The organism is Nocardioides mangrovi, from assembly GCF_020073815.1.
Lineage (GTDB): Bacteria > Actinomycetota > Actinomycetes > Propionibacteriales > Nocardioidaceae > Nocardioides > Nocardioides mangrovi.
Genome location: NZ_JAIQZJ010000004.1, coordinates 17211 through 38499, shown reverse-complemented (window position 1 = coordinate 38499; position 21289 = coordinate 17211). Strand labels below are relative to the sequence as shown.

Sequence of the window (21289 nt, the reverse complement as noted above, 5' to 3'; positions counted from 1 at the left end):
GGGTCAGCCCTCGAGCCCTCGGTCCAGCCGGCGGGAGCGCTCGATGTCCGCCGAGTGCTCGTCGCGGATCACCACGACGGGGCAGGCGGCGTGCCGGACGCACTGGTCGCTGACCGACCCCAGGGCCAGGCCCCTGAAGCCGCCCAGGCCGCGGGCGCCGACCACCAGGAGGTCGGCGTCGGGCGAGGCCTCGACGAGTCCGTTCGCGGCGGCGCCGCGGAAGCCCTCGTAGGACACGTCGACGTCGGCGGCACCCCGCTCGGCCACCACGCGCGCGCCGTCGGCCTCGAGCTCGGCGACCACGGCGGCCTCGAACTCCTCGATCGGCGGCACGTAGCCGCCGGTCATCGATGCCGGACGCGGGGCCGTCGACATCACCCAGCCGCGGATCACCCGGACGTCGGCGTCGAACCGGCCGGCGTAGTCGAGGGCCCAGGCGAGGGCCAGGTCGGCGGTGGGCGAGCCGTCGTGGCCCACGAGCACGGTGCGCGCAGCTGCCATGGCACCACCCTAGGGCTAGCGGTCACCGCGGTTGACGGGTCGGAGGTCCCCATCGTCCGGGCACGCACCTCGCGGCGTCGCCGACGCTCGACGACCGGCGGTGCGGAATACATCTGCCATGGAAACTATTATGTCTTCCATGGAAATCAATAGCGCGCTCCGCGGTGCCGGCATCCTCGCGCTGGCCGCCCTGGCCCCGATCGCCTGGGGCTCGGGCTACTACGTCACCGAGACCTTCCTGCCGCCCGACCGTCCCCTCTTCGGGGCGATGGTGCGGGCGCTGCCCTTCGGCCTGCTGCTCCTCGCCCTCCGGCCGGGACTCCCCTCCGGCATCTGGTGGTGGCGCGCGCTCGTGCTCGGCACGCTCAACATCGGCGCCTTCTTCGCCCTCGTCTTCGTCGCCGCCTACCGGCTGCCCGGCGGCACCGCGGCGACCCTGACCGCGACCGCGCCGATCCTGGTCATGCTCGTCGCCTGGGCCCTGGTCGGGGAGCGACCGCGCGCCGCGTCGCTGGTCGGCGCCACGGTCGGCGTCACCGGCGTCGCGCTGCTCGTCCTGCGTGGCGGCGTCACCGTCGACCCGGTGGGCGTCGCGGCGTCGTTCGGGGCGGTCACCCTCTCCTCGGTCGGCTTCGTGCTGGTCAAGCGGTGGCAGCCCCCGGTCGACCTCCTCACCTTCACCGCGTGGCAGCTGGTCGCCGGCGGCCTGGTGCTGCTGCCGCTCGCGCTCCTGGTCGAGGGTGCCCCACCGGCGCTCGACCTGCCGGCGGTCGGCGGCTTCCTCTACCTCGGGCTCGCGGGCACGGTGCTCGCGTACGTCGTGTGGTTCCGCGGCCTGCGCGAGCTCCCCGCCGCGGCGGTCTCCCTCGTCGGCCTGCTCAACCCGGTGGCCGGCACCGTGATCGGCGTGGCGCTGGCCGGGGAGGCGTTCGGGCTCGGCCAGGCGCTCGGGATGGTCCTCGTGCTCGGCGGCGTGCTGGCCGGCCAGCCGGCCGTGATCGCCGCCGTACGACGCCGGCGCCGGAGCCCGCGCGCGGCCGAGGTCACCCTCGCGGCATGATGGGCCGCATGGAGACGACCTCCCTGAACCGCTGGGTCTTCGGCCTGCTCATCGTCGTGCTCGCGGCCGCGGTCCTCGGCGGGCCGCTGGTCCTCGGCAGGGCCATGGGCCTGGACGCCCGGACCCCGGCCAACGCCGCCTACGCGGCGCTCGCCGACGAGGGGCTCGACCCGGTCTCGACCGACGGCAAGGCGATGAAGCCCCAGGACGGCCCGGAGTCGGTCTCGCAGTTCAGCCTCTCCCCCGGCTCGACGACGGAGAACGTGCGCTTCATCCGCGCCGGCACCGTCGTGCGCTGCGACGTGCACGTGCCCGACGACCCCGCCGACACGACCGCCGACTGCGGCTGAGCGGCGCCGCTCAGCCGATCGTGATCTTGGCCTCGCCGGACTCCAGGCCGCTGTCGGTGTCGACCACGCGGAAGCGGTTGACCCCGGGCTGGCTCGTCTGGATCGGGATCTGGAACTGCTCCCCGCTGACCGACCCGGTCGCGTTGAAGTTGGCCCACCGGCCGCCCTCGAAGCGCTGGACCTGGAGGATCGCGCCCTCGCCGCCGGGGTAGACGCCGCTGAGGTTGAAGGGCTCCATCGGGCCGGCGCTGGTCGTGGAGGCCGACAGGCTGATCTCGAGGTCGGGCGAGGCGCTCTTGCTCGGCCGCGACTTGCGGGTGCTCGACGAGGTCGCGTCGCTCTCGCTCGGCGCGAGCGTGATCTCGGGGCCGGAGGACCCGGTGGTCTTCTGCGGCTTCGGGACGACCAGCGTGTAGCCGTCCCCCGCGTCGCTCGCACTGTCGTCACCGCCGAGGCCGACGACCTTGGTGCCGGCGAAGACGACCAGACCGAGGATCAGGCCGACGACCACGCCGACGCCGACGAGCGCGATCAGGCCGGCCGCGATCGGGTGCCCCTCGTCGGGACGCTCCGGTCGGTCGGCGGGCGGCTCGGGCGGCTGCTCGGACATGGCCCCATTCTCACCGCAGGGGGCAAGCCGGATCCAACTCGGGCCTCAGCGCGGCTCGAGCACCACCACGGGGATCTCCCGGTCGGTCCAGGCGGCGTAGCTCTCGAAGTCGGCATAGAGGTCGACCAGCCGCGGCCAGAGCGCGGCCTTCTCCTCCGGATCGGCGGTGCGGGCGCGGACGCGGCGTACCCCCTCCTTGCGCAGGCGTACGACGGTGTCCGGCTGCGCGACCAGGTTGGGGTACCACTGCGGGTTCTTCGGCAGGCCGCCCTGCGAGGCCACGATCACCAGGTCCGGGCCGTCGTCGAGGTAGAGCAGCGGCGTCGTGAAGGTCGTGCCCGACTTGCGGCCGACGTGGTCGAGCAGCAGCGTCGGCACCGGCTTCTTCCAGCCCGCGCCGATCCGCCACTTCGAGCCGATCCGGCCGTTGGTGAGCTTGAAGACCACGACCTGCGCCTTGGCGCCGTACTTGATGACCTTCGCGGTCACCGGGGAGTCGAGGCCCTCGGGCTTCTCCTTCACCGCCATGTCAGCTCCTCACATCCCACGCTTCCAGACGATCTCCTCGTGCAGCTTCCGGCTGCGCCAGCCGTCGGGCGTCCGGGTCAGCGTGTGGTGGTAGATGCCGCCGAACTCCACGACCTTCTCCCCGCCCTTGCCGTCGTCGAGCGGCATCGGGTTGTGGAAGTACGCCGAGCAGGTCGCCTCGTCGCCGTCGACCGCGATGTCGAGCTGGTGCAGCGAGTGCATCCGCTTGGGGAAGAACGCCGGCAGCACCTCGGCCAGCCAGGACTTCACGGCGGGGTAGGCGTCGGCGATGCCGCCGGACTCGGTGTAGTCGATCGCGGCGTCGGGGGTGAAGACGGTGTCGAGCCGGTCCCACTCGCCGGTGTCGATGCCGCGCGTGTAGCGGATGACGACGCCCTCGATCTCGAGCCTGTCACTGATCTCCTGGAGCTCCACAGGGGAACTCTGGCACAAAACTGGAACACGTTCTACTGTGTGGCCCATGCGATTCAGCTACGCCGAGGCGATGACGCAGGCGACCTACTACGCGCCCCTGGCGCAGGCCGCGGAAGCCGCCGGCTACACCAGCATGACGGTGGCCGACAGCGTCATCTACCCGAAGGACTCCGACTCGAAGTACCCCTACACCGACACCGGTGACCGGGAGTTCCTCGACGGCAAGGAGTTCATCGAGACGATGGTGCTCTGCGCGCACCTCTTCGCGGTGACGACCACGCTGCGGCTCACGCCGTTCGTGCTCAAGCTCCCGATCCGCCCGCCGGTGCTGGTCGCCAAGCAGGCCTCGTCGCTGGCCTTCCTCTCGAACAACCGCCTCGGCCTCGGCGTCGGCATCTCGCCGTGGCCCGAGGACTTCGCCGCGATGGGCGTCGACTGGGCCAAGCGCGGCAAGCGGATGGACGAGTGCATGGACGTCCTGCGCGGCCTGACCACGGGCGAGTTCTTCGAGTACCACGGCGAGTTCTACGACGTCGACGCGCTCAAGCAGTGCCCGGGCGCGACCGAGACGATCCCGCTGCTGGTCGGCGGCCACGCCGACGCCGCGCTGCGCCGCGCCGTCCTCAAGGGCGACGGCTGGATGCACGCCGGCGGCGACGGCGAGGAGCTCGACCGGCTCCTCACCCGCCTCGCCGAGATCCGCGAGGAGGAGGGCGACACCCGCGACGACTTCGAGGTGCACGTGATCTCGTACGACGCCTACACCCTCGACGGCATCAAGCGCCTGGAGGACAAGGGCGTCACCGACTGCATCGTCGGCTTCCGGATGCCCTACATCAAGGGTCCCGACACCGAGCCCCTCGACAAGAAGATCGAGCACCTCGAGCGGTACGCCGAGCAGATCATCGCGAAGGTCGGTGGTTGAGGTGCTCCGGAGCGACGCAGGAGCGCAGGAGCCTCGAAACCCCCGCAGCCTTCGAAGCAGGCTCGCCCACGGCAGTCTCTCGGCCCACCGGGTTTCGAGGCTCGGGCCTAGCGGCCCTCGCACCTCAACCAGCGGGTCAGGCCGATGACCGGATCGCTCGAGATGACCAAGGTCCTCCAGGACGCCATCGCCGAGGCCGAGAAGCTGATCGAGGCCGCGCCGTTCATCACGACCGAGCAGGACCTCCTCGAGGGCTACGACTACCTCTCGGGCCGGATCCGGATGGCCATGCAGATGGCCTTCGACTACGACCTCGACCGGCCGGTCTTCATCAACCCGACCCACCAGTTCTCCCGACAGGGCCTGGACAACCCGGACGCCATCTACTTCAACGCCTACCTCAAGGAGGGCGTCGAGTACGTCGTCCGGGGGCGCCGCGGCACCGCCGCCGACCTGTCCTTCCAGGTGATGGGCGGGACCTACTCCGCCGACTCGGCGGCCGCCTCGATGATGGCCTTCGACGACCGCGAGCTGGAGAAGGACGCCGACGGGAACTTCGAGTTCCGCTACGTCGCGGAGCCCGGGGCCAAGACGCTGATCGTGCGCGAGGTCTTCAACGACTGGGACACCGAGGAGCGCGGCACCCTCTGGATCGAGCGCCCCGACACGGTCGGTCAGCCGGCCGCGCCGCTGAGCGAGCGGACGCTCGCGAAGAAGTACGAGGTCGCGGCGCGCTCGCTGGTCGGGTCGATCCACACCTGGTTCGCCTTCCCCCACTTCTTCCAGTACAAGGAGCCGGCCAACGTCCCGACCGCGCCGCAGTCGACGCCCGGCGGCCTGGAGTCGCAGCGCTCCTCGATCGGCCACTACGACCTCGCCGAGGACCAGGCCCTGGTGATCACCGTCCCGGAGTGCACCGACTGCTCCTACCAGGCGATCCAGATCGGCTCGGACTGGTACGCCTCGACCGACTACGAGACGCACCAGACCTCGCTGACCAAGGCGCAGGCGCAGGTCGACCCCGACGGCAAGATGCGCTTCGTGATCTCGGAGACGCCGCCGGGCGGCACGCCGATCGCCAACTGGCTGGAGACCACCGGCCACCGCACCGGCGCGCTGATGCTGCGCTGGCAGCGCCTCGAGCGCGACCTCGGGCCGGAGGACGGCCCGGTCGCCGAGGTGGTGCCGCTCGCCGACGTACCGTCTCGGGTCCCGCACTTCACCCCCCTCACCACCGAGGAGTACGCCGCGCGGATCGCCGCCCGGCAGCGCTCCGTTGCCCGAAGGATGATCAGTTGAGCGAGCTCGGCTACGCACAGGCCCACGACACCTCGATCGAGGACCGCTACACCGCAGTGCCCCTGCTGAGGGGGAAGGTCGTCGTCGTCTCCGGCATCGGCCCCGGCCTCGGCAAGGCGCTGGCCGTCGAGGCGGCCAAGATGGGGGCTGACCTGGTCATCGCGAGCCGCACCGAGTCGCGGCTGCTCGAGCTCCAGGCCGAGCTCGAGGGCTACGGCGTGAAGGTGGTCAGCATCGTCACCGACGTGACCGACGAGGACTCGCGGGTCAACCTGCGCGACAACACCCTCGAGGCCTTCGGCCGCGTCGACTGCATCATCAACAACGCCTTCACGATCCCGCCGATGGACCCGATCACCCAGATCGAGCCGCGCAAGCTCGCGAAGGTCAACGAGACCAACGTCTTCGCGCCGCTGCGCCTCTCCGCGCTCTTCGCCGACGCCCTGTCGGAGTCGAAGGGGTCGATCATCATGCTCAACTCCTGCGTCTCCTTCTCCAGCCAGCCGGAGTACGCCGGCTACAAGCTCTCCAAGGGCGCGCTCGAGCACCTCGCCTCGTCGCTGGCCACCGAGCTCGGCCCGCGCGGGATCCGGGTCAACAGCGTGGCGCCGTCGTACATCTACGAGGACGTCAACCGCGGCTACTTCGACTTCCTCGCGGCCGTCGAGGAGAAGACCCACGAGCAGGTCTACGCCGAGAAGGCCGCGCCCACCGACCTCCAGCGGCTCGCGTCGTCCGAGGAGGTCGCCCGCGCCACCCTCTTCCTCGCCAGCGACCTCGCCTCCGCCGTCACCGGCCAGATGCTGACCGTCGACTGCGGCGAGTTCCACAGCTGACGCCGAAAGGCAGCACATGTCCGACAACATCATGACCCGGGAGCGGGCGGACGTCGGGTCGTACGAGGACATCGTCGCCGCGGCCGTGCGGACCACCGGCATGTCCGACTTCGGCGACGGCGTCCACGAGCAGGGTCTGCGCGTCCTGGTCGACGACCTGGGCTCCCCCGAGGCCGGGCTGACCCCGCGCGGCAACTACTTCCAGCGCTCGGAGGTGAAGTCGGCGCTGGTCGGCGTGCTGCTGACGCAGGCGCAGTTCACCGCGCACCCGGAGCACCGCGACGTGCCGATCGAACGGCCGATCTTCCTGATGGGCCTCCCGCGCACCGGCACGACCGCGTTGCACCGCTACCTGCACGCGGACCCGATGGCGCAGGGCCTGGAGATGTGGCTGACGCAGTACCCGCAGCCGCGCCCGCCCCGGGAGACCTGGGAGTCGGACCCGATCTTCCAGGCGATGCAGTCGGGATTCGCCGCGCATCACGTCGAGAACCCCGAGTTCATGGGGATCCACTACATGGACGCGACCACGGTCGAGGAGTGCTGGCGGTTGCTGCGCCAGACCGGCAAGTCCAACTCCTACGAGGCGCTGGCGAACCTGCCGCGCTACACCGAGTGGCTCAAGCGCCAGGACTGGACCGACGCCTACGCGCGGCACAAGCAGAACCTCCAGCTGGTCGGGATGAACGACCCCGAGAAGCGCTGGGTGCTCAAGAACCCGTCGCACATGACGGCGCTCGACGCCCTGATGACCGTCTACCCGGACGCGCTGATCGTCTACACGCACCGCGACCCGGTCACCTGCATCGCGTCGTCGTGCTCGCTGTCCGCCGAGACCACGGTGGGGCACAGCGACACGTACGTCGGTGGCGTCATCGGCCACACCCAGCTCGACCTGTGGTCGCGCGCGTTCCACGCCTTCCACGACGCGCGGCCGGCGTACGACCAGGACCAGTTCATCGACGTCGCCTTCAAGGACCTGGTCTCCGACCCGCTCGCGGTGACGCGACGGATCTACGACCAGTTCGGACTGGACTGGACGCCCGACGTGCAGGCGGTGGTCGAGGCGATCGACCAGGAGTCCAAGCAGGGCAAGGCGAAGCCGTCGCACACCTACACGCTCAAGGACTACGGCCTCTCCGAGGACCGGGTCCGAGCGGCCTTCGACCGATAGGACTGACATGGACAAGAAGCGAGTCGTCGTCTGGGGCACCGGCGTCGTCGGGGCGATGGTGATCGCGGAGGTCCTCGACCACCCGGTGTTCGAGCTGGTCGGCGTCGGCGTGACGCGGTCGGAGCGCGTGGGCCAGGACGTCGGACCCCTGGTGGGCCTCGAGGAGACGGGCATCCTCACCACCACGTCCGTCGACGAGCTGATCGCGCTGGAGCCGGACGCGCTGGTGCACTACGGCCCGACGGCGCAGTACGCCGACGACAACATCCGCGTCATCACCGCCTTCCTGCGGGCCGGGATCGACGTGTGCTCGACCGCGATGACGCCCTGGGTGTGGCCGGCGATGAAGCAGAACCCGGGCAACTGGATCACCCCGATCGAGGAGGCCTGCGCCGAGGGCGGCGCGTCCTGCTTCACGACCGGCATCGACCCGGGCTTCGCCAACGACCTCTTCCCGATGACCCTGATGGGTCTGTGCGGGCGGGTCGACTCGGTGCGCGCGTCGGAGCTGCTCGACTACACCGACTACGAGGGCGACTACGAGGACGAGATGGGCATCGGCCGGCCCCCGTCGTACACGCCCCTGCTGGAGATCCCCGACCTGCTGATCATGGCGTGGGGCGCGACCGTGCCGATGATCGCGCACGCCGCCGGCATCGAGCTCGACGACATCACCACCACCTGGGAGAAGTGGGTGACGCCGACCGATCGCAAGACCGCGAAGGGCGTCATCGAGGCCGGCAACGTCGCGGCGATCCGCTTCACCATCAACGGCGTGTACGACGGTCGCGAGGTGATCACGCTCGAGCACGTCAACCGGATCGGCCTCGACGCCGCCCCCGACTGGCCGGCCGGCACCGGCGACGACGTCTACCGCGTCGACATCGCCGGATCCCCGTCGATCAGCCAGGAGACGGCGTTCCGCTTCACCGACGGCTCCGGCCGCGCCCCCGCCGTCGCGGGCTGCCTCGCCACCGGCCTGCGCGCCCTCAACGCCGTCCCGGCCGTCAACGACCTCCCGCCCGGCTGGGTCACCGCCCTCGACCTGCCGCTGATCCCCGGGGCCGGCACCATCCGCTGAGGGTCGTCGCTGGTTGAGGTGTGAGGGCCGCCAGGCCCGAGCCTCGAAACCCGGCGAGCCTCTCAGCAGCGTCGGACCAGAGGCTGCTCCTCGGGCTGCGGGGGTTTCGAGGCTCCTCCGCTCGTACCTCGCTCCGGAGCACCTCAACCACCGTCAGGCCGACGCCCGGTGGTCCCGCGGGCTCACGCCGTACTCCCGCTTGAAGGCGGTGCTCAGCGCGAACGGCGTGGAGTAGCCGACCTGGCGGGCGACGGTCGCCAGGGTGGCGGTCGGGTCGCGGAGCAGGTCGGCGGCGAGAGCGAGTCGCCAGCCGGTGAGGAAGGTCATCGGCGGCTCGCCGACGACGTCGCTGAAACGGCGGGCGAAGGCGGCGCGCGAGACACCGCCCGCGGCGGCGAGGGACGAGACCGTCCACGGGTGCTCGGGGTGGTGCTGGAGCAGGCGGAGGGCGGGACCGACGACGGGGTCGGCCTGGCCGACGTACCAGGACGGCGGCGAGGCCTCCGGACGGCCGAACCACGCCCGCAGCACCGCGATCAGCAGCAGGTCGAGGAGCCGGTCGAGCACGGCGTCCTGGCCGGGCGCGTCCTTGACGATCTCGTCGGCCAGCAGCGGCACCAGCGGCGACCCGAGCTCGTCCTGGGTGAGCACGATGAAGCGGGGCAGCGCCCGCAGCAGGCGGCGGCTGACCTCGCCCTCGAGCGCGTAGGCGCCGGTGAGCATCACGGTCGACCCGGTCGCGCTGTTGCCCCAGCTGCGCACACCCTGGTGCATCTCCTCCTCGAGCGTCCGGCCGTCGGGGGTCGTGCAGTGCTGGCCGGGATGGATGACCGCCTGGACCGCCGTGCCCGGGTCGTCCGCGATCGTCCAGTGGTCGGCGCCGGTGGTGACGACGACGTCGCCGGGGCCGAGCCGGAAGGGCGGCCCGTCGTCGGGCAGCGCCCAGAGCTCCCCGGAGACGACGGCCGTGACGGTGAGCGGTGACTCGTCCTCGAGGCGGACCGCCCACGGCGGCTCCATGAGACAGCGGAGCAGGAAGGCACCACGCGCCCGAGGACCGTCGAGCAGGGCCGCGAGTCCATCCACGGTTCGAGCGTAGTTCTGGACGTTCGCGTATGGAAGAGCGTCGTACGGCGATGGATCGTCTCGCTCGATGCCGGTTCGCTGGACCCATGACCGAGCTCCTCGCGCAGCTGCGCTCCCCGATCCTCCTCGCCGCAACCTTGGCCGCCGGGCTCCAGGCCGGCACCTACTACACCTGGGCGTGCGGGGTGATGCCCGGCCTCGCGAAGGTCGACGACCGCACCTTCGTCTCGACGATGACCCACGTCAACGTGGCGATCGTGAACCCCGTCTTCATGCTGAGCTTCCTCGGCGCCCCGGCCCTCGCGGCCGCGGCCGTGGTGGCCTCGCCGTCGGGCGCTCGGGGCTGGGCGATCGCGGGCCTCGCCCTGGCGATCGGCACGGTCGCGATCACCGCGGCCGGGAACGTGCCGCTCAACAATGCCTTGGCCGACGGCGGATCGCGTGGTGCCTTCGAGTCCGCGTGGGTGGCCCTGAACATCGCCCGGACCCTCACCTCGACCGCGGCCCTCGGCTGCCTCGCCTGGGCCGCGCTCCGCAGCTGAGGTAAGCCTCAGCAGGCTGGACGGTCCCGGCGTACGGGTCCACGGTGGGAGGCATGACCACGATGCAGCTCCCCATCATCAGCACCTGCAGCGTCGCGGGGTGCAGCTACAACCACGACCACGACTGCCACGCCGGCGCCATCACCGTCACCGACGGCACCAGCTGCGGCACGTTCGTCTCCACGGGCGACCACGAGGCCGGCGCCGCCGCGCACGGCCAGGTGGGTGCCTGCCACCGCAGCGACTGCCGGCACAACGACAAGCTCGAGTGCTCCGCCGACAGCGTCGACATCGGGGCGGGCGACGACCCGGCCGACTGCCTCACCTTCGCGATGGCCTGATGCCGAGCGCTCACGCATCGTGATGGTTCGTGGGTGACGGCGCTGGGTACGCGGGACGGGTGCCCCTGACCCGCCGCCTCCTGGTGCTGCCCGCACTGCTCGTGCTGGTGTACGCCGCCGTGCTCGGCGCACCGGCCGCGGCGCAGGCGGACGACGCGCGCGTGGTGCGGGTGGGGACCGAGGGCGTCTACCCGCCCTTCAGCTACCGCGACCCCGACACCAACGAGCTGACCGGCTTCGACATCGAGGTGATCAAGGCGATCGGCGAGGAGGCCGGCTGGGACCTCCGGTTCGTCGAGGCGCCCTTCGACTCGCTCTTCCCCGCGCTCGACTCCAAGCGGATCGACGTCATCGCCAACCAGGTGACGATCACTGGCGAGCGCAAGGCGCGCTACCTCTTCAGCACGCCGTACACCTACTCCCACGGCGTCATCGTGACCGCCAAGGACACCGACGACATCACCTCGCTCGCGGACCTGAAGGGGAGGACGACCGCCCAGACCGCCAGCAGCAACTGGGCGCAGGTCGCCAAGGACGCCGGCGCGAAGGTGCAGTACGTCCAGGACTTCGGGCCCGGCGTGCAGCTCGTCGAGCAGGGTCGGGTCGACGCGATCGTCAACGACAACATCGCGGTCCTGGACTACCTCGCGACGTCCGGCAACGACCAGGTCAAGATCGCCGGCGACGCCGGTGACGAGGTGCTCGAGCAGGCGCTCGCCTTCCGCAAGAGCGACCCGGAGCTCCAGCAGGAGGCGGACGCCGCGATCAAGGCGCTCACCGACGACGGGACGCTCGCGAAGATCTCGGACCAGTACTTCGGCGCCGACGTGACGGTCCAGGGCGGCTCGAAGGACGTCGACGTGAAGGCGACCGACTCGCGCACGACCTGGCAGGTCGTGAAGGACACCGCGTGGCCGATGTTCAAGGGGCTGGTGAAGGGCAACATCCCGCTCACGATCTTCAGCTTCGTGATCGGCATGGTGCTCGCCGTCGCGGCCGCCCTCGCGCGGCTCTCCTCGATCCGGGTCCTCGACTGGATCGCCCGCATCTACATCTCGATCATCCGCGGCACCCCCATGCTGGTGCAGCTGTTCATCGTCTTCTACGGGCTGCCGTCCATCGGCCTCGACCTCGATCCCTACCCGGCCGCCATCGCGGCGCTCAGCCTCAACGTGGGCGGGTACGCCGCCGAGGTCGTGCGCGCCTCGATCCTCTCGGTGCCGCGCGGGCAGTACGAGGCGGCGACGGTGATCGGCATGGACTACGGGCAGTCGATGCGGCGGATCATCCTGCCGCAGGCGGCGCGGATCGCCGTACCCCCGCTCGGCAACACGCTCCTGTCGCTGATCAAGGACTCCGCGCTCGCCTCACTGGTGCTGGTGCCGGAGCTCTTCCGCGAGGCCCAGGTGACCGCGGCCGCGACCACGGAGTACCTCCCGCTCTACACGATGGCGGCCCTCTACTTCTGGGTCGTCTGCTACCTCGTCAGCCTGGCGCAGGGTCCGCTCGAACGACGACTGAGCAGGTACGCCACATGACCGACGCGACCCCGCTGATCCAGGTCGAGGGCCTGCACAAGTCCTTCGGCGACCACGAGGTGCTGACCGGCGTCGACTTCACCGCCGACGGCGGGAGCGTGACGGCCCTCCTCGGCCCGTCGGGGTCCGGGAAGACCACGATCCTGCGCTCGCTCAACGTGCTGGAGACGCCGGACGCCGGCGTCGTCCGGATCTCGGACGCGACCATCGACTTCGCCACGCCACCCGATCGGCGGGCGGTCAAGGCGCTCCGCTCGAAGAGCGGGATGGTCTTCCAGTCCCACCACCTCTTCCCGCACAAGACCGTCCTCGGCAACCTCGTCGAGGGGCCGGTGCAGGTGCAGAAGCGTCCCGTCGACGAGGCGACCGCCGAGGCCCGCGTGCTGCTGGAGCAGGTCGGGCTCGCCGGCCGCGAGGACTCCTATCCCTCGCAGCTCTCCGGTGGCCAGCAGCAGCGCGTCGGCATCGCCCGCGCGCTCGCGCTGAAGCCCGAGGTGCTGCTGCTCGACGAGCCCACCTCGGCACTCGACCCCGAGCTGGTCGGCGAGGTGCTCGCGGTGATCCGGGACCTCGCGGCCGAGAGCTGGACGCTGGTCATCGTCACCCACGAGGTCCGCTTCGCCCGCGACGTCGCCGACCAGGTCCTCTTCCTCGACAACGGCGTCGTCGCCGAGCGCGGCGGCACCGAGGTGCTGACCGACCCGCAGGAGGACCGCACCCAGCGCTTCCTGGCGCGGATGCTGGACGCCGGGTGAGCGCCGCCTCGTCCGCGATCGACGTCGCCGACTGGCGGCGGCGCGTCTCCGGGCTGTACGCCGAGGTGCGCGCCGCATCGTCGCCCGAGGCCGGCCACGACCTCTGGCGCGGGGGGCGTGACGAGCTCTTCGCCCACCATCCGGCCAGTCCCCTGCTGCCCGAGGACCGGTCGTCGTTCGACGGGCTGGCCGTCGCGCCGTACGACCCGGCCTTTCGCTTCGAGGTGCCCATCGCGCCCGCCGAGCCCCTGACCTGGGAGGTGCAGACCGGCACCGACGGCATGGTGCCCTTCGAGCGCCTCGGCACCGTCACGCTGCCGGGCGTCGGCGACCTCGACCTCTGGCGCCTCACGACGTACGGCGGAGGCCTCTTCCTCCCGCTCCGCGACGGCTCGAGCGGCCGGCCCGGCGGCGGCTACGGCGGTGGCCGCTACCTGCTCGACACGATCAAGGGCGCCGACCTCGGCGGCACCGGCGACCGTCTCGTCGTCGACCTCAACTTCGCCTACGCGCCGTCGTGCGCCTACGACCCCGCATGGGCCTGCCCACTGCCGCCGGCCGGGAACACGGTCGAGGTCGCAGTGCCCGTCGGGGAGCTGGAGCCCGAGCGACCCGCCCGCTGAGCCAGCACCACCCCGCCCGCCACGACCGCGACCACCTCGGAGATCAGCGCCGTCCACACGGCCCAGCCCGACCAGCCCTCCGAGACCCCGAACAGGCCGACCGTCGCGGCGGTCAGGAAGGCGACCAGCGTGGCCAGGCCGAAGCCCACGGACAGCAGCGGCGGGACCCAGTGCTGCCAGGTCAGGAGCAGGATCGCGATCACCAGCCCGGCGATGGCGTTCAGCAGGAACGCCGGCCCGACCTTGTCGTTCTCGTGCGCCCAGTCGACGTAGAGCTTGAGATGGACCGCCCCCGAGACCAGCACTCCCACCGCGGCCAACACTCGCATCCTCATGGCGACCTCCGTCCTCTCGGCGACCCGACGTTGGGTCATCCGTGCATACGCGGCGGTCGCCGGCGTGGTTCAGCAGTCACGCACTGACGAGCAACCAGCCGGCCAGGGCGAAGCCGCAGCAGGCGATCAGCACGCGCAGGAGGTCGGTGGGAGCGCGGCGCGCGACGACCGGGCCGATGAGCCCGCCGACGACGGCGCCGATCCCCAACGGGACCGCCGACCGCCACGCCACCGCGCCGAGGACGGCGAAGAGGGCCCCGGGGAGGAGGTCGCTGACGAGGAGGATGACGTTCTTCATGCCGTTCGCGCGGTGGAGCACCGGCTCCCGGGTGAGCATCAGCAGCGCGACCATCAGGATGCCGCTGCCGGCGCCGAAGTAGCCGTTGTAGAAGGCGATCCCGCCCAGTCCGGCGACGACGGTCGGCCGGCTCCACGCGTGGTCGCGCGCCTCCTGCCACCGCCGGATCCGCGGCTGGAGCAGCAGCACCAGCGCGCCCGCGGCGACCAGGAACGGGACGATCCGGTCGAAGACCCGGTCGGGCGTGGACACCAGGACGACCGCGCCCGCGAGGGAGAGCAGCACCGCGATCGGCAGCCAGGTGCGGATCGTCGTACCGCGCCCCTCGACGTCGGGACCGGCGCTCGCGGCCGAGCTGGCGCCGCTGCCGATCAGCGCGACGCTGCAGGTGACGTTGGCGGTCAGGGGCGGTACGCCGACGGCCAGCAGCGCCGGGTAGGCCACGAGACTCGTGATGCCCCCGGCGGTGCCGATGATCCCGGCGACGACCCCGGCGGCGGCGAGGAAGACCGAGACCTCGACGCCGTGGATCACGCCCGCGAGTCTGGCACGCGGACCGACCAGACCGCGGCGGCCAGTCCGACCGCAGGCGCGGTGAGCACCCAGCCGATCGTGTCCGAGCCGCCGTACGCCGTGGCGCTGAGGAGCTGGTAGACGGCGACGGTGCCGAGAGCAACGCTGGCGACCCCGCCGGCCAGGGCGTGGAGGAGGCCGCGACCCAGCAGCACGACCGCCACGACCAGCGCCAGCATCGGGAGTCCCACGACCACCGACAACCATGCCTCCCCCAGGCACGCCCACGGGTTGGTCTGCGTGGACTCGCAGCGCGGGGAGGAGAGGTACCAGCCGGTACCGGCCCAGTAGCCGGCGATCAGCGCCGTCGACATGAGGAAGACCCGGGCGGCGCGCAGTCGGGAGGAGGTCACCGCCCGAGTCTCGGCGGACCGTCCGGGTCGTCACATCCGCACGGGTACTCAGGCTCCTGGCTCAGTCCTCGCCGGCGGACTCGCGGACGGCGCGCTCGGCGACGGCGTGCTCGTCGGTGCGGGCGTCGTAGGTCCAGAAGTCGCGGAGCCACAGGGCGGTGGCGCCGACGCCGGCGACGCAGGCGATGCCGCCGGAGGTGATCGCGCCGCGGACCGACCAGAGGTCGGCGGTGACGCCGGCCCGGACCTGGCCGGCGAGCGGGCCGACCGAGTAGGAGAGCATCTCGATGCCGGCCAGACGGCCACGCATCGACTCGGGGATGGTCTGGCTCCAGACGGTGCCGCGGAAGATGCCGGAGATCATGTCGGCGGCGCCGGCGAGGGCGAGGAAGAGCGCGACCAGCCAGATGTTCGGCATCACGCCGGCGAGCGCGACCATCGCGCCGAACGCCGCGGCGGCGAGCACGATCGCGCGGCCGTGGTGGTGGACGCGGGCGGTCCAGCCGCTGAGCGTCGTCGCGACCATCGCGCCGATCACCTCGGAGGTGTAGAGCATGCCGAGCAGGTGCGGCTGGTCGAAGACCTCCTCGACCAGCGCCGGGAAGAGGACGACGGGTGCCGCGAACATCATCGCCACGATGTCCACGAAGTAGGTGCCGAGCAGGTCCCGGCGGCGGAAGGCGTAGACCATGCCCTCCTTGATGCCGGCCAGGCTCGGCGGGGTGGTCTCCTCGCGGTGCGGGTAGCTGCGCATCAGCACGTAGAGGAACGACGCGATGACGAGCCCGCATATGTCGACGACGAAGCACCAGCCGATGCCGATCGAGGCGATCAGGATGCCGCCGAGCGCCGGGCCGGCGAGCAGGCCGAGCTGGATGCCGAAGCTGGAGAGCGCGTTGGCGGCCGGCAGCTGCGCATGGGTCACGGTGCGCGGCAGCAGCGCCTCGCGCGACGGGCGCTGCAGCGCGCTGCACGAGGTGAGCGCGACGGCGACCACGAAGATGATCCAGACGTCGGGCTCGCCGCGGAAGGCGTTCCAGGCCAGGACGACCGTGAAGACCGCCTGCCCGAGACCCGTCGCGATCAGCAGCTTGCGTCGGTCGACGTGGTCGGCGAGCGCGCCGCCGTACAGGCCGAAGACGAGGATCGGGGCCAGCTCGACGAGGCCGATCGCGCCGACGGCGAAGTTGGAGCCGGTGAGCTGGTAGATCTGGAACGGCACCGCGACGTAGGTGATCATCCCGCCGAAGTAGAAGACCGTGCCGGCGAGGAAGAGCAGCCGGAAGTCACGGGACTCGCGCAGGGGCGTGGTGTCCATGCGCAGTGCTTTGAGACGATCGATCACAAGCGGACATGGTCGCCCACCCGGGCGACCCGCCGCGACTCGTTATCGGCGCTCCACCCGCCGCGCCGCTCTGGCACGCTGGGCGCATGGAACGCGTCCTCGGCATCGGCGGAGTCTTCCTGCGCGCGGCCGATCCCGAGGCGCTGGGCGCCTGGTACCGCGAGTGCCTCGGGCTCGACCTCGACGAGCACGGCCTGTGGCGACCCGAGCCGGGTCCGACCGTCGTCGCGACCTTCCCCGGCGACAGCGACTACCTCGGCGCACCCGACCAGCGCACGATGCTCAACTTCCGCGTCCGCGACCTCGACGCCATGCTCGCCCAGCTCCGGGACCGCGGCGCCGAGGTCGCCGCGGAGGTCGAGGAGATGGACGGCGTCGGCCGGTTCGGCTGGGTCACCGACCCGGCGGGCAACCGGGTCGAGCTGTGGCAGCCCGCTAGCGCGGCGAGACCGTGATCCGCGCGCCGTGGCGCGGGACCGAGGTGATGTTGCGGACCTTCGGCTCGTCCTCGCCGATCGCGGTCACGTCGTACGCCGCGAACACCTCGCGCAGCACGGCGACGCCCTCCATCTGCGCGAAGCCCGCGCCGATGCAGCGGCGCACCCCGCCGCCGAAGGGGATCCACGTATTGGTGGGCGGGTTGTGGCCGAGGAACCGCTCCGGCATGAAGGTCCACGGGTCCTCGTGGTTGTCCTCGCGCTGGTGGGCGATGATGATCGACGGCCCGACCGTGGTGCCCTTCGGCAGGTCGTAGCCGGCGATCGTGGCCGGCTGCATGAGGGTGCGGACCACCATCGGGATGACCGGGTGGAGCCGCATCGACTCCTTCATCACGGCCTCGAGGTAGTCGTCGTCGCCGTCGGTCGCGGCCTGCTGGCAGCGGGCGAGCAGCTCGGGGTCGCGGCCGGCCTCGTAGAGCGCCCACGCCAGCGCGGTCGCGGTGGTCTCGTGGCCGGCGAGCAGCAGGGTGACGAGCTGGTCGCGCAGCTCGCTGTCGCTCAGCCGGTTCTCGGGGGCGGCATCGCCGTCCTCCCCCTGGACGATGAGCTTGGAGAGGACGTCGGTGCGGTCGGCCAGGTCCGGCGCCGTACGGCGCTCGCGGATCTCGGCGTACATCAGCTCGTCGAGCTCGCGCTGGTTGGTGATAGTGGCCTTCCACGGACCGAACTTCTGCAGCCACGGGTAGCCCCAGCCGAGCAGGATCGCGGGGCTGATGTTGACCGTCTTGTTGACCCGCGGGCGCAGCTGCGCGAGGCGCTCCTCGTCGGTGACGCCGAAGACGACGCGGAGGATCACCTCGAGGGTGAGGGCGTTCATCCGGTCGAGCGAGCGGAACTCCTGATCCGGCCGCCAGTGCGAGACCTCGGCCTGGGCGACCTCGGTGACCAGGCTCTGGTACTCGCGGAGCGCGTGGCCGTTGAACGCCGGCATCAGCAGCTTGCGGGCGCGCTTGTGCTCGGACGAGTCCTGCAGCAGCAGCGAGTGCTCCCCCATGATCGGGCCGAGGATGCCGTTGGCCTTGCCCGCGTGGAAGACCTCGGGGTCGCCCGCGAAGATCTCCTTCGCGTGCTCGGGCCGGGTGAAGAACACCAGCGGCCGGCCCCCGGGCGCGAGCCGCACGGTGAAGACGTCGCCGTACCGCTTGCGCAGGTAGGGGTGGAACTTGTGCCGGAAGCGCAGCAGCCCCGCCGTCTGCACGAGCACCGGCCACTTCGGGCCGGGCGGCAGGCCGGTCGTGTCGACCGGGGGCAGCTTCGTCTGGTTGCCCGGGCTCATCCGCCGGAACCGCCGCGCGGTGAGCTCGCTGACGTCGGAGAGATCGGGGCGGACGGCGGTCATGGTGGCGACGGTACGCCCGCTATTGAAAATCCGTCAATAAAGAGTCGTCTGGCAGATGCCCGGCACCGGTCGGTCAGCCGGACGGTGCCTATGCTCGTGCTGTGGGCCCCGCCAGCCGTCTGATCGGCCGTTCAGCAGAGCTGGACCAGCTCATGGGTGTCTTGCGGGGCGACGTACGGGCCTTGGTGGTTGAAGGTGATGCGGGCGTCGGCAAGACCGCGCTCCTCGACGACATCAGTCGACGCGCCCGATCCGACGGGTGGTCGGTCGTCCGCTACCAGTGCGCAGAAGCCGAGCAGGATTTCCCCCACGCCGTCCTCGAGCGCATCCTGCGGCCGCTCGGCGTGCACGCCCACGGACTCCCCTCTCACCAGCGCGACGCCGTCGAGATCATTCTCGGCCACAGGATCGGTGACGCCCCCTCCGTCATCGCACTCGGCACCGCGACCCTCAACGTCCTCGTACAGGCCAGCGCTGAGATGCCGCGCATGGTCGTGGTCGACGATGCTCAGTGGATGGACTCGGCCAGCGGCGAGGTGTTGATGTTCGTCGCCCGACGGCTCAGTGACGCCCCGGTGGCGCTCCTCCAGGGTGTGCGATCCGGCGAGACGACTGACCTCGACTTCGGTGGCGTCGAGCACCTCGAGCTGCCGGCACTGGACCCGGCCAGCTCCGCCGAGCTCCTCGACTTCCGGCACCCCGACCTCGCCAGGGAGCTCAGAGCGGAAGTGCTGCGGTGGGCCGTCGGCAACCCGCTGGCCCTCACCGAGCTTCCTGCGTCCTTCGCCTCCAGCCCGGGCGCCGCTTCTCGAGGAGAGCTGCCTCTCCCGCGACGACTCGAACAGGTCTACGTCCAGCGACTCGCGACGCTGTCCGAGGACGAGAGATTCGCGCTGCTCCTCCTCGCCCTCGACGGCGTGGCATCGGACGAGATCGAGTTCGACCTGGTCCACCGGCTGGATGGTGCCCGAGTCGCGGGGCTGGTCGACGTCGGAGCCGTCGGTCGAGCGGCGTTCCGGCACCCGCTGGTCAGGTCCGCTGTCGTCAGCTCCGCGCCCGCGGAGCAGCGACGGGCCGCACATCTGCGACTGGCCGACGTACGCACAGGCGACCCGCTCCGGCGGGCTCACCATCTCGCGTCCGCAACGACATCACCCGACGAGGCCGCCGCCGGCGACATCCAGAAGGGCGCCGAGCACGCGATCCGTCGCGGCGGAGCCGCCGTCGCGGTGCGGCTCCTCACCCGCGCCGCAGCACTGAGCGAAGACCCTGACAATCGCGAGCGTCGCCTCGCTGAGGCCGCCTACCTCGCCACCTTCGCCGGCCTGCTTGACGAGGCCGACACGTTGCTTGGCCGGCTCGACCGGCTGACCGGCGACCTCGGATCGCCGCCGACGGTGATCGCCGACGGCTACCTTCAACTGATCCGCGACGGCGCCGTCGTACCGACGCATCGCTCCGTGCTCGGTGCGATCCGACGCCACGGTCGAGACATCGACGACGAGACCCTGTCCCGACTCGCCGATCTGCTCCTGGCGGTCAGCATGTACTCAGCCGACCCGCTGCTCTGGGAGCAGACCGAAGAGGCACTGGACGAGCAGGTCGACCGACTTCGACCCCTCACTCTCCTGGTGCGTGACGTCGGTGGAGACCTGCTGCGACACGCCGAGGACGCCCGCGACCGCGTCGCCGAGGCCTTCACCTGGCCTGAACACTCCCCCATGGACGTGACGCTGTTGGCGTTGTGTGCCTACTTCGTCGACTCGCTCGGAGAGCATCGGTCGTTCGTGGAGCGAATGATCGAGCGGGAGGTCGAGGCCGGGTCCAGGACCGACGTGATGACGCTGCTGCAGCTGACACTCCTCGACGACACCGTCCGGGGCCGGTGGGACGAGGCCGCGCACACGTTCGCGCGGGGCATGGACCTCAACACCGGTCTCGGACGGGAGCTGGACACGAATCTCTTCCGCGCCTTCTACGCACGTGTGCTCGCCCAACGCGGTGACGTCGCGGGTGCCAGCAGGCTGGGAGCGGCGGTCGACCTGTGGGCGCGACCGCGCGGGGTCGGTGTGCTGCTCCACCACGTGGAATGCGCCGCACTAGCCGGCGCGCTCGCGATCGGCGCCTACGACGATGCCTGGACCCATGCTCTTGGCGTCATCTCACCCGGCTCGTTCGGTCGCTATGCCCACGAGTCGTACCGATGCGTCGTCGACGTCGTCGAAGCCGCGTTGGCGACCGGTCACGTCGACGAGGCGCGTCGCCACGCCCAGGGGGCGCTCGACCACGGACTGCCGGCGGTGTCACCGCGGATGGAGCTCCTGTGCACCGCCGCACTGGCGATGACCGACCTCACTGCTGATGCTGATCGACTGTTCACGGTCGCCACAGGTCACCGGGCCGCGCCGTCCTTCCCGTTCGACCTGGCCCGCATCCGCCTGGCGCACGGCAGGTGGCTGCGACGCCAGGGCGACCTTCGGCGCGCCCGCGTGGTCCTGTCCCCTGCCGTGGAGGCCTTCGAGGGGCTCGGCAGCGCGCCGTGGGCGGAGCGGGCGTCGCGCGAGCTCTCACTGACGGGAGCATCCGGCGACGAGACCGCTGACCGTCGTGCCCTCCTCACGCAGCAGGAGTTGCACATTGCCGAGCTCGCCGCCTCAGGACTGACCAACAAGCAGATCGGCGCCCAGCTCTACCTCTCCCCGCGCACCGTGAGCACGCACCTCTATCGGATCTTCCCGAAGCTCGGCGTCACCTCTCGTGCCTCGTTGCGCGATGCCCTTGCCCGTGAAGTCACCGGCGGACCGCGGCCCTCCTGAGTCGTCGACACGTACGTCGACCGTGACGTCATGTGACGGACGGCAG

At 71.1% G+C, this 21289-nt stretch carries 24 protein-coding genes; 14 read left to right on the top strand and 10 right to left on the bottom strand.

The genetic code is table 11. The annotated features are described in order from the left end of the window. Positions 1 to 3: 3 nt before the first annotated feature. Positions 4 to 501, bottom strand: a complete 498-nt coding sequence (locus K8U61_RS08995; protein ID WP_224122668.1) for a universal stress protein — start codon at positions 499 to 501, stop codon at positions 4 to 6. 139 nt (positions 502 to 640) lie between these two features. On the opposite strand from K8U61_RS08995, the gene K8U61_RS08990 reads away from it, so the two are divergent. Further along, positions 641 to 1561 carry an EamA family transporter gene (locus tag K8U61_RS08990; protein WP_224122667.1) on the top strand — a complete coding sequence of 307 codons (921 nt, stop codon included), beginning with the start codon at positions 641 to 643 and terminating at the stop codon, positions 1559 to 1561. Between the two features lie 8 nt (positions 1562 to 1569). Continuing rightward, the gene (locus K8U61_RS08985) at positions 1570 to 1911 is read left to right on the top strand and encodes a hypothetical protein (RefSeq protein WP_224122666.1); all 342 of its coding nucleotides are present in this window, start codon (positions 1570 to 1572) and stop codon (positions 1909 to 1911) included. 10 nt (positions 1912 to 1921) lie between these two features. On the opposite strand, the gene K8U61_RS08980 is transcribed toward K8U61_RS08985, so the two are convergent. Genes K8U61_RS08980 through K8U61_RS08970 form a run of 3 tightly spaced genes read right to left on the bottom strand, consistent with a single transcriptional unit; the run spans position 1922 to position 3484 of the window. After that, complete coding sequence (locus tag K8U61_RS08980; RefSeq protein WP_224122665.1) at positions 1922 to 2521, bottom strand: hypothetical protein; 600 nt, start codon at positions 2519 to 2521, stop codon at positions 1922 to 1924. Positions 2522 to 2566: 45 nt separating this feature from the next. Further along, positions 2567 to 3049 (bottom strand): nitroreductase/quinone reductase family protein, encoded by a 483-nt coding sequence (locus K8U61_RS08975; RefSeq protein ID WP_224122664.1) that lies wholly within the window; start codon positions 3047 to 3049, stop codon positions 2567 to 2569. 9 nt (positions 3050 to 3058) lie between these two features. After that, a complete protein-coding gene (locus K8U61_RS08970) occupies positions 3059 to 3484 on the bottom strand; it encodes a nuclear transport factor 2 family protein (RefSeq protein WP_224122663.1) in 426 nt (141 codons plus the stop codon). A gap of 46 nt (positions 3485 to 3530) precedes the next feature. Here K8U61_RS08970 and K8U61_RS08965 point away from each other — a divergent pair, with 46 nt between their 5' ends. The 5 genes from K8U61_RS08965 to K8U61_RS08945 all read left to right on the top strand — a co-directional run bounded on the left by K8U61_RS08965 (position 3531) and on the right by K8U61_RS08945 (position 8799). After that, complete coding sequence (locus K8U61_RS08965) at positions 3531 to 4409, top strand: TIGR03619 family F420-dependent LLM class oxidoreductase (protein ID WP_224122662.1); 879 nt, start codon at positions 3531 to 3533, stop codon at positions 4407 to 4409. 144 nt (positions 4410 to 4553) lie between these two features. Next, entirely contained in the window at positions 4554 to 5708 is a 1155-nt protein-coding gene (locus K8U61_RS08960; protein WP_224122661.1) for a DUF1214 domain-containing protein, read from the top strand. After that, positions 5705 to 6544 carry an SDR family oxidoreductase gene (locus K8U61_RS08955; protein ID WP_224122660.1) on the top strand — a complete coding sequence of 280 codons (840 nt, stop codon included), beginning with the start codon at positions 5705 to 5707 and terminating at the stop codon, positions 6542 to 6544. Before K8U61_RS08960 ends, K8U61_RS08955 begins: the two co-directional genes overlap by 4 nt. Before the next feature lie 16 nt (positions 6545 to 6560). Then, complete coding sequence (locus K8U61_RS08950; protein WP_224122659.1) at positions 6561 to 7718, top strand: sulfotransferase family protein; 1158 nt, start codon at positions 6561 to 6563, stop codon at positions 7716 to 7718. Positions 7719 to 7725: 7 nt separating this feature from the next. Then, a complete protein-coding gene (locus K8U61_RS08945; RefSeq protein ID WP_224122658.1) occupies positions 7726 to 8799 on the top strand; it encodes an NAD(P)H-dependent amine dehydrogenase family protein in 1074 nt (357 codons plus the stop codon). 153 nt (positions 8800 to 8952) lie between these two features. Here the strand turns inward: K8U61_RS08945 and K8U61_RS08940 are convergent, their stop codons facing one another. Continuing rightward, positions 8953 to 9885: an AraC family transcriptional regulator gene (locus tag K8U61_RS08940; protein WP_224122657.1), complete on the bottom strand. Its 933-nt coding sequence runs from the start codon at positions 9883 to 9885 to the stop codon at positions 8953 to 8955. Between the two features lie 86 nt (positions 9886 to 9971). Between K8U61_RS08940 and K8U61_RS08935 the strand changes: the two genes are divergently transcribed. Genes K8U61_RS08935 through K8U61_RS08915 form a run of 5 tightly spaced genes read left to right on the top strand, consistent with a single transcriptional unit; the run spans position 9972 to position 13684 of the window. Continuing rightward, entirely contained in the window at positions 9972 to 10427 is a 456-nt protein-coding gene (locus tag K8U61_RS08935) for an anthrone oxygenase family protein (protein ID WP_224122656.1), read from the top strand. Positions 10428 to 10480: 53 nt separating this feature from the next. Then, positions 10481 to 10768: a DUF1540 domain-containing protein gene (locus K8U61_RS08930; protein WP_224122655.1), complete on the top strand. Its 288-nt coding sequence runs from the start codon at positions 10481 to 10483 to the stop codon at positions 10766 to 10768. A 59-nt stretch (positions 10769 to 10827) separates the two neighbouring features. Then, positions 10828 to 12306 (top strand): ABC transporter substrate-binding protein/permease, encoded by a 1479-nt coding sequence (locus K8U61_RS08925; protein ID WP_224122654.1) that lies wholly within the window; start codon positions 10828 to 10830, stop codon positions 12304 to 12306. Beyond that, complete coding sequence (locus K8U61_RS08920; protein WP_272491953.1) at positions 12303 to 13061, top strand: amino acid ABC transporter ATP-binding protein; 759 nt, start codon at positions 12303 to 12305, stop codon at positions 13059 to 13061. Before K8U61_RS08925 ends, K8U61_RS08920 begins: the two co-directional genes overlap by 4 nt. Then, positions 13058 to 13684, top strand: a complete 627-nt coding sequence (locus K8U61_RS08915) for a DUF1684 domain-containing protein (protein WP_224122653.1) — start codon at positions 13058 to 13060, stop codon at positions 13682 to 13684. The genes K8U61_RS08920 and K8U61_RS08915 overlap by 4 nt, the downstream gene beginning before the upstream one ends. Here the strand turns inward: K8U61_RS08915 and K8U61_RS08910 are convergent. The 4 genes from K8U61_RS08910 to K8U61_RS08895 all read right to left on the bottom strand — a co-directional run bounded on the left by K8U61_RS08910 (position 13585) and on the right by K8U61_RS08895 (position 16561). Next, on the bottom strand, positions 13585 to 14004 hold the full coding sequence (locus tag K8U61_RS08910) for a hypothetical protein (RefSeq protein WP_224122652.1): 420 nt from the start codon (positions 14002 to 14004) through the stop codon (positions 13585 to 13587). The genes K8U61_RS08915 and K8U61_RS08910 overlap by 100 nt on opposite strands. 91 nt (positions 14005 to 14095) lie before the next feature. Then, entirely contained in the window at positions 14096 to 14851 is a 756-nt protein-coding gene (locus K8U61_RS08905; RefSeq protein ID WP_224122651.1) for a sulfite exporter TauE/SafE family protein, read from the bottom strand. Further along, positions 14848 to 15243 carry a hypothetical protein gene (locus tag K8U61_RS25420; protein ID WP_224122650.1) on the bottom strand — a complete coding sequence of 132 codons (396 nt, stop codon included), beginning with the start codon at positions 15241 to 15243 and terminating at the stop codon, positions 14848 to 14850. Before K8U61_RS25420 ends, K8U61_RS08905 begins: the two co-directional genes overlap by 4 nt. Before the next feature lie 61 nt (positions 15244 to 15304). Beyond that, positions 15305 to 16561 carry an MFS transporter gene (locus tag K8U61_RS08895; protein WP_224122649.1) on the bottom strand — a complete coding sequence of 419 codons (1257 nt, stop codon included), beginning with the start codon at positions 16559 to 16561 and terminating at the stop codon, positions 15305 to 15307. 113 nt (positions 16562 to 16674) lie between these two features. On the opposite strand from K8U61_RS08895, the gene K8U61_RS08890 reads away from it, so the two are divergent. Then, positions 16675 to 17043: a VOC family protein gene (locus tag K8U61_RS08890; RefSeq protein WP_224122648.1), complete on the top strand. Its 369-nt coding sequence runs from the start codon at positions 16675 to 16677 to the stop codon at positions 17041 to 17043. On the opposite strand, the gene K8U61_RS08885 is transcribed toward K8U61_RS08890, so the two are convergent. After that, a complete protein-coding gene (locus K8U61_RS08885) occupies positions 17024 to 18427 on the bottom strand; it encodes a cytochrome P450 (RefSeq protein ID WP_224122647.1) in 1404 nt (467 codons plus the stop codon). The two genes, K8U61_RS08890 and K8U61_RS08885, sit on opposite strands and share 20 nt — an antisense overlap. A gap of 101 nt (positions 18428 to 18528) precedes the next feature. On the opposite strand from K8U61_RS08885, the gene K8U61_RS08880 reads away from it, so the two are divergent. Further along, positions 18529 to 21243, top strand: a complete 2715-nt coding sequence (locus K8U61_RS08880; protein WP_224122646.1) for a helix-turn-helix transcriptional regulator — start codon at positions 18529 to 18531, stop codon at positions 21241 to 21243. Positions 21244 to 21289 lie beyond the last annotated feature (46 nt).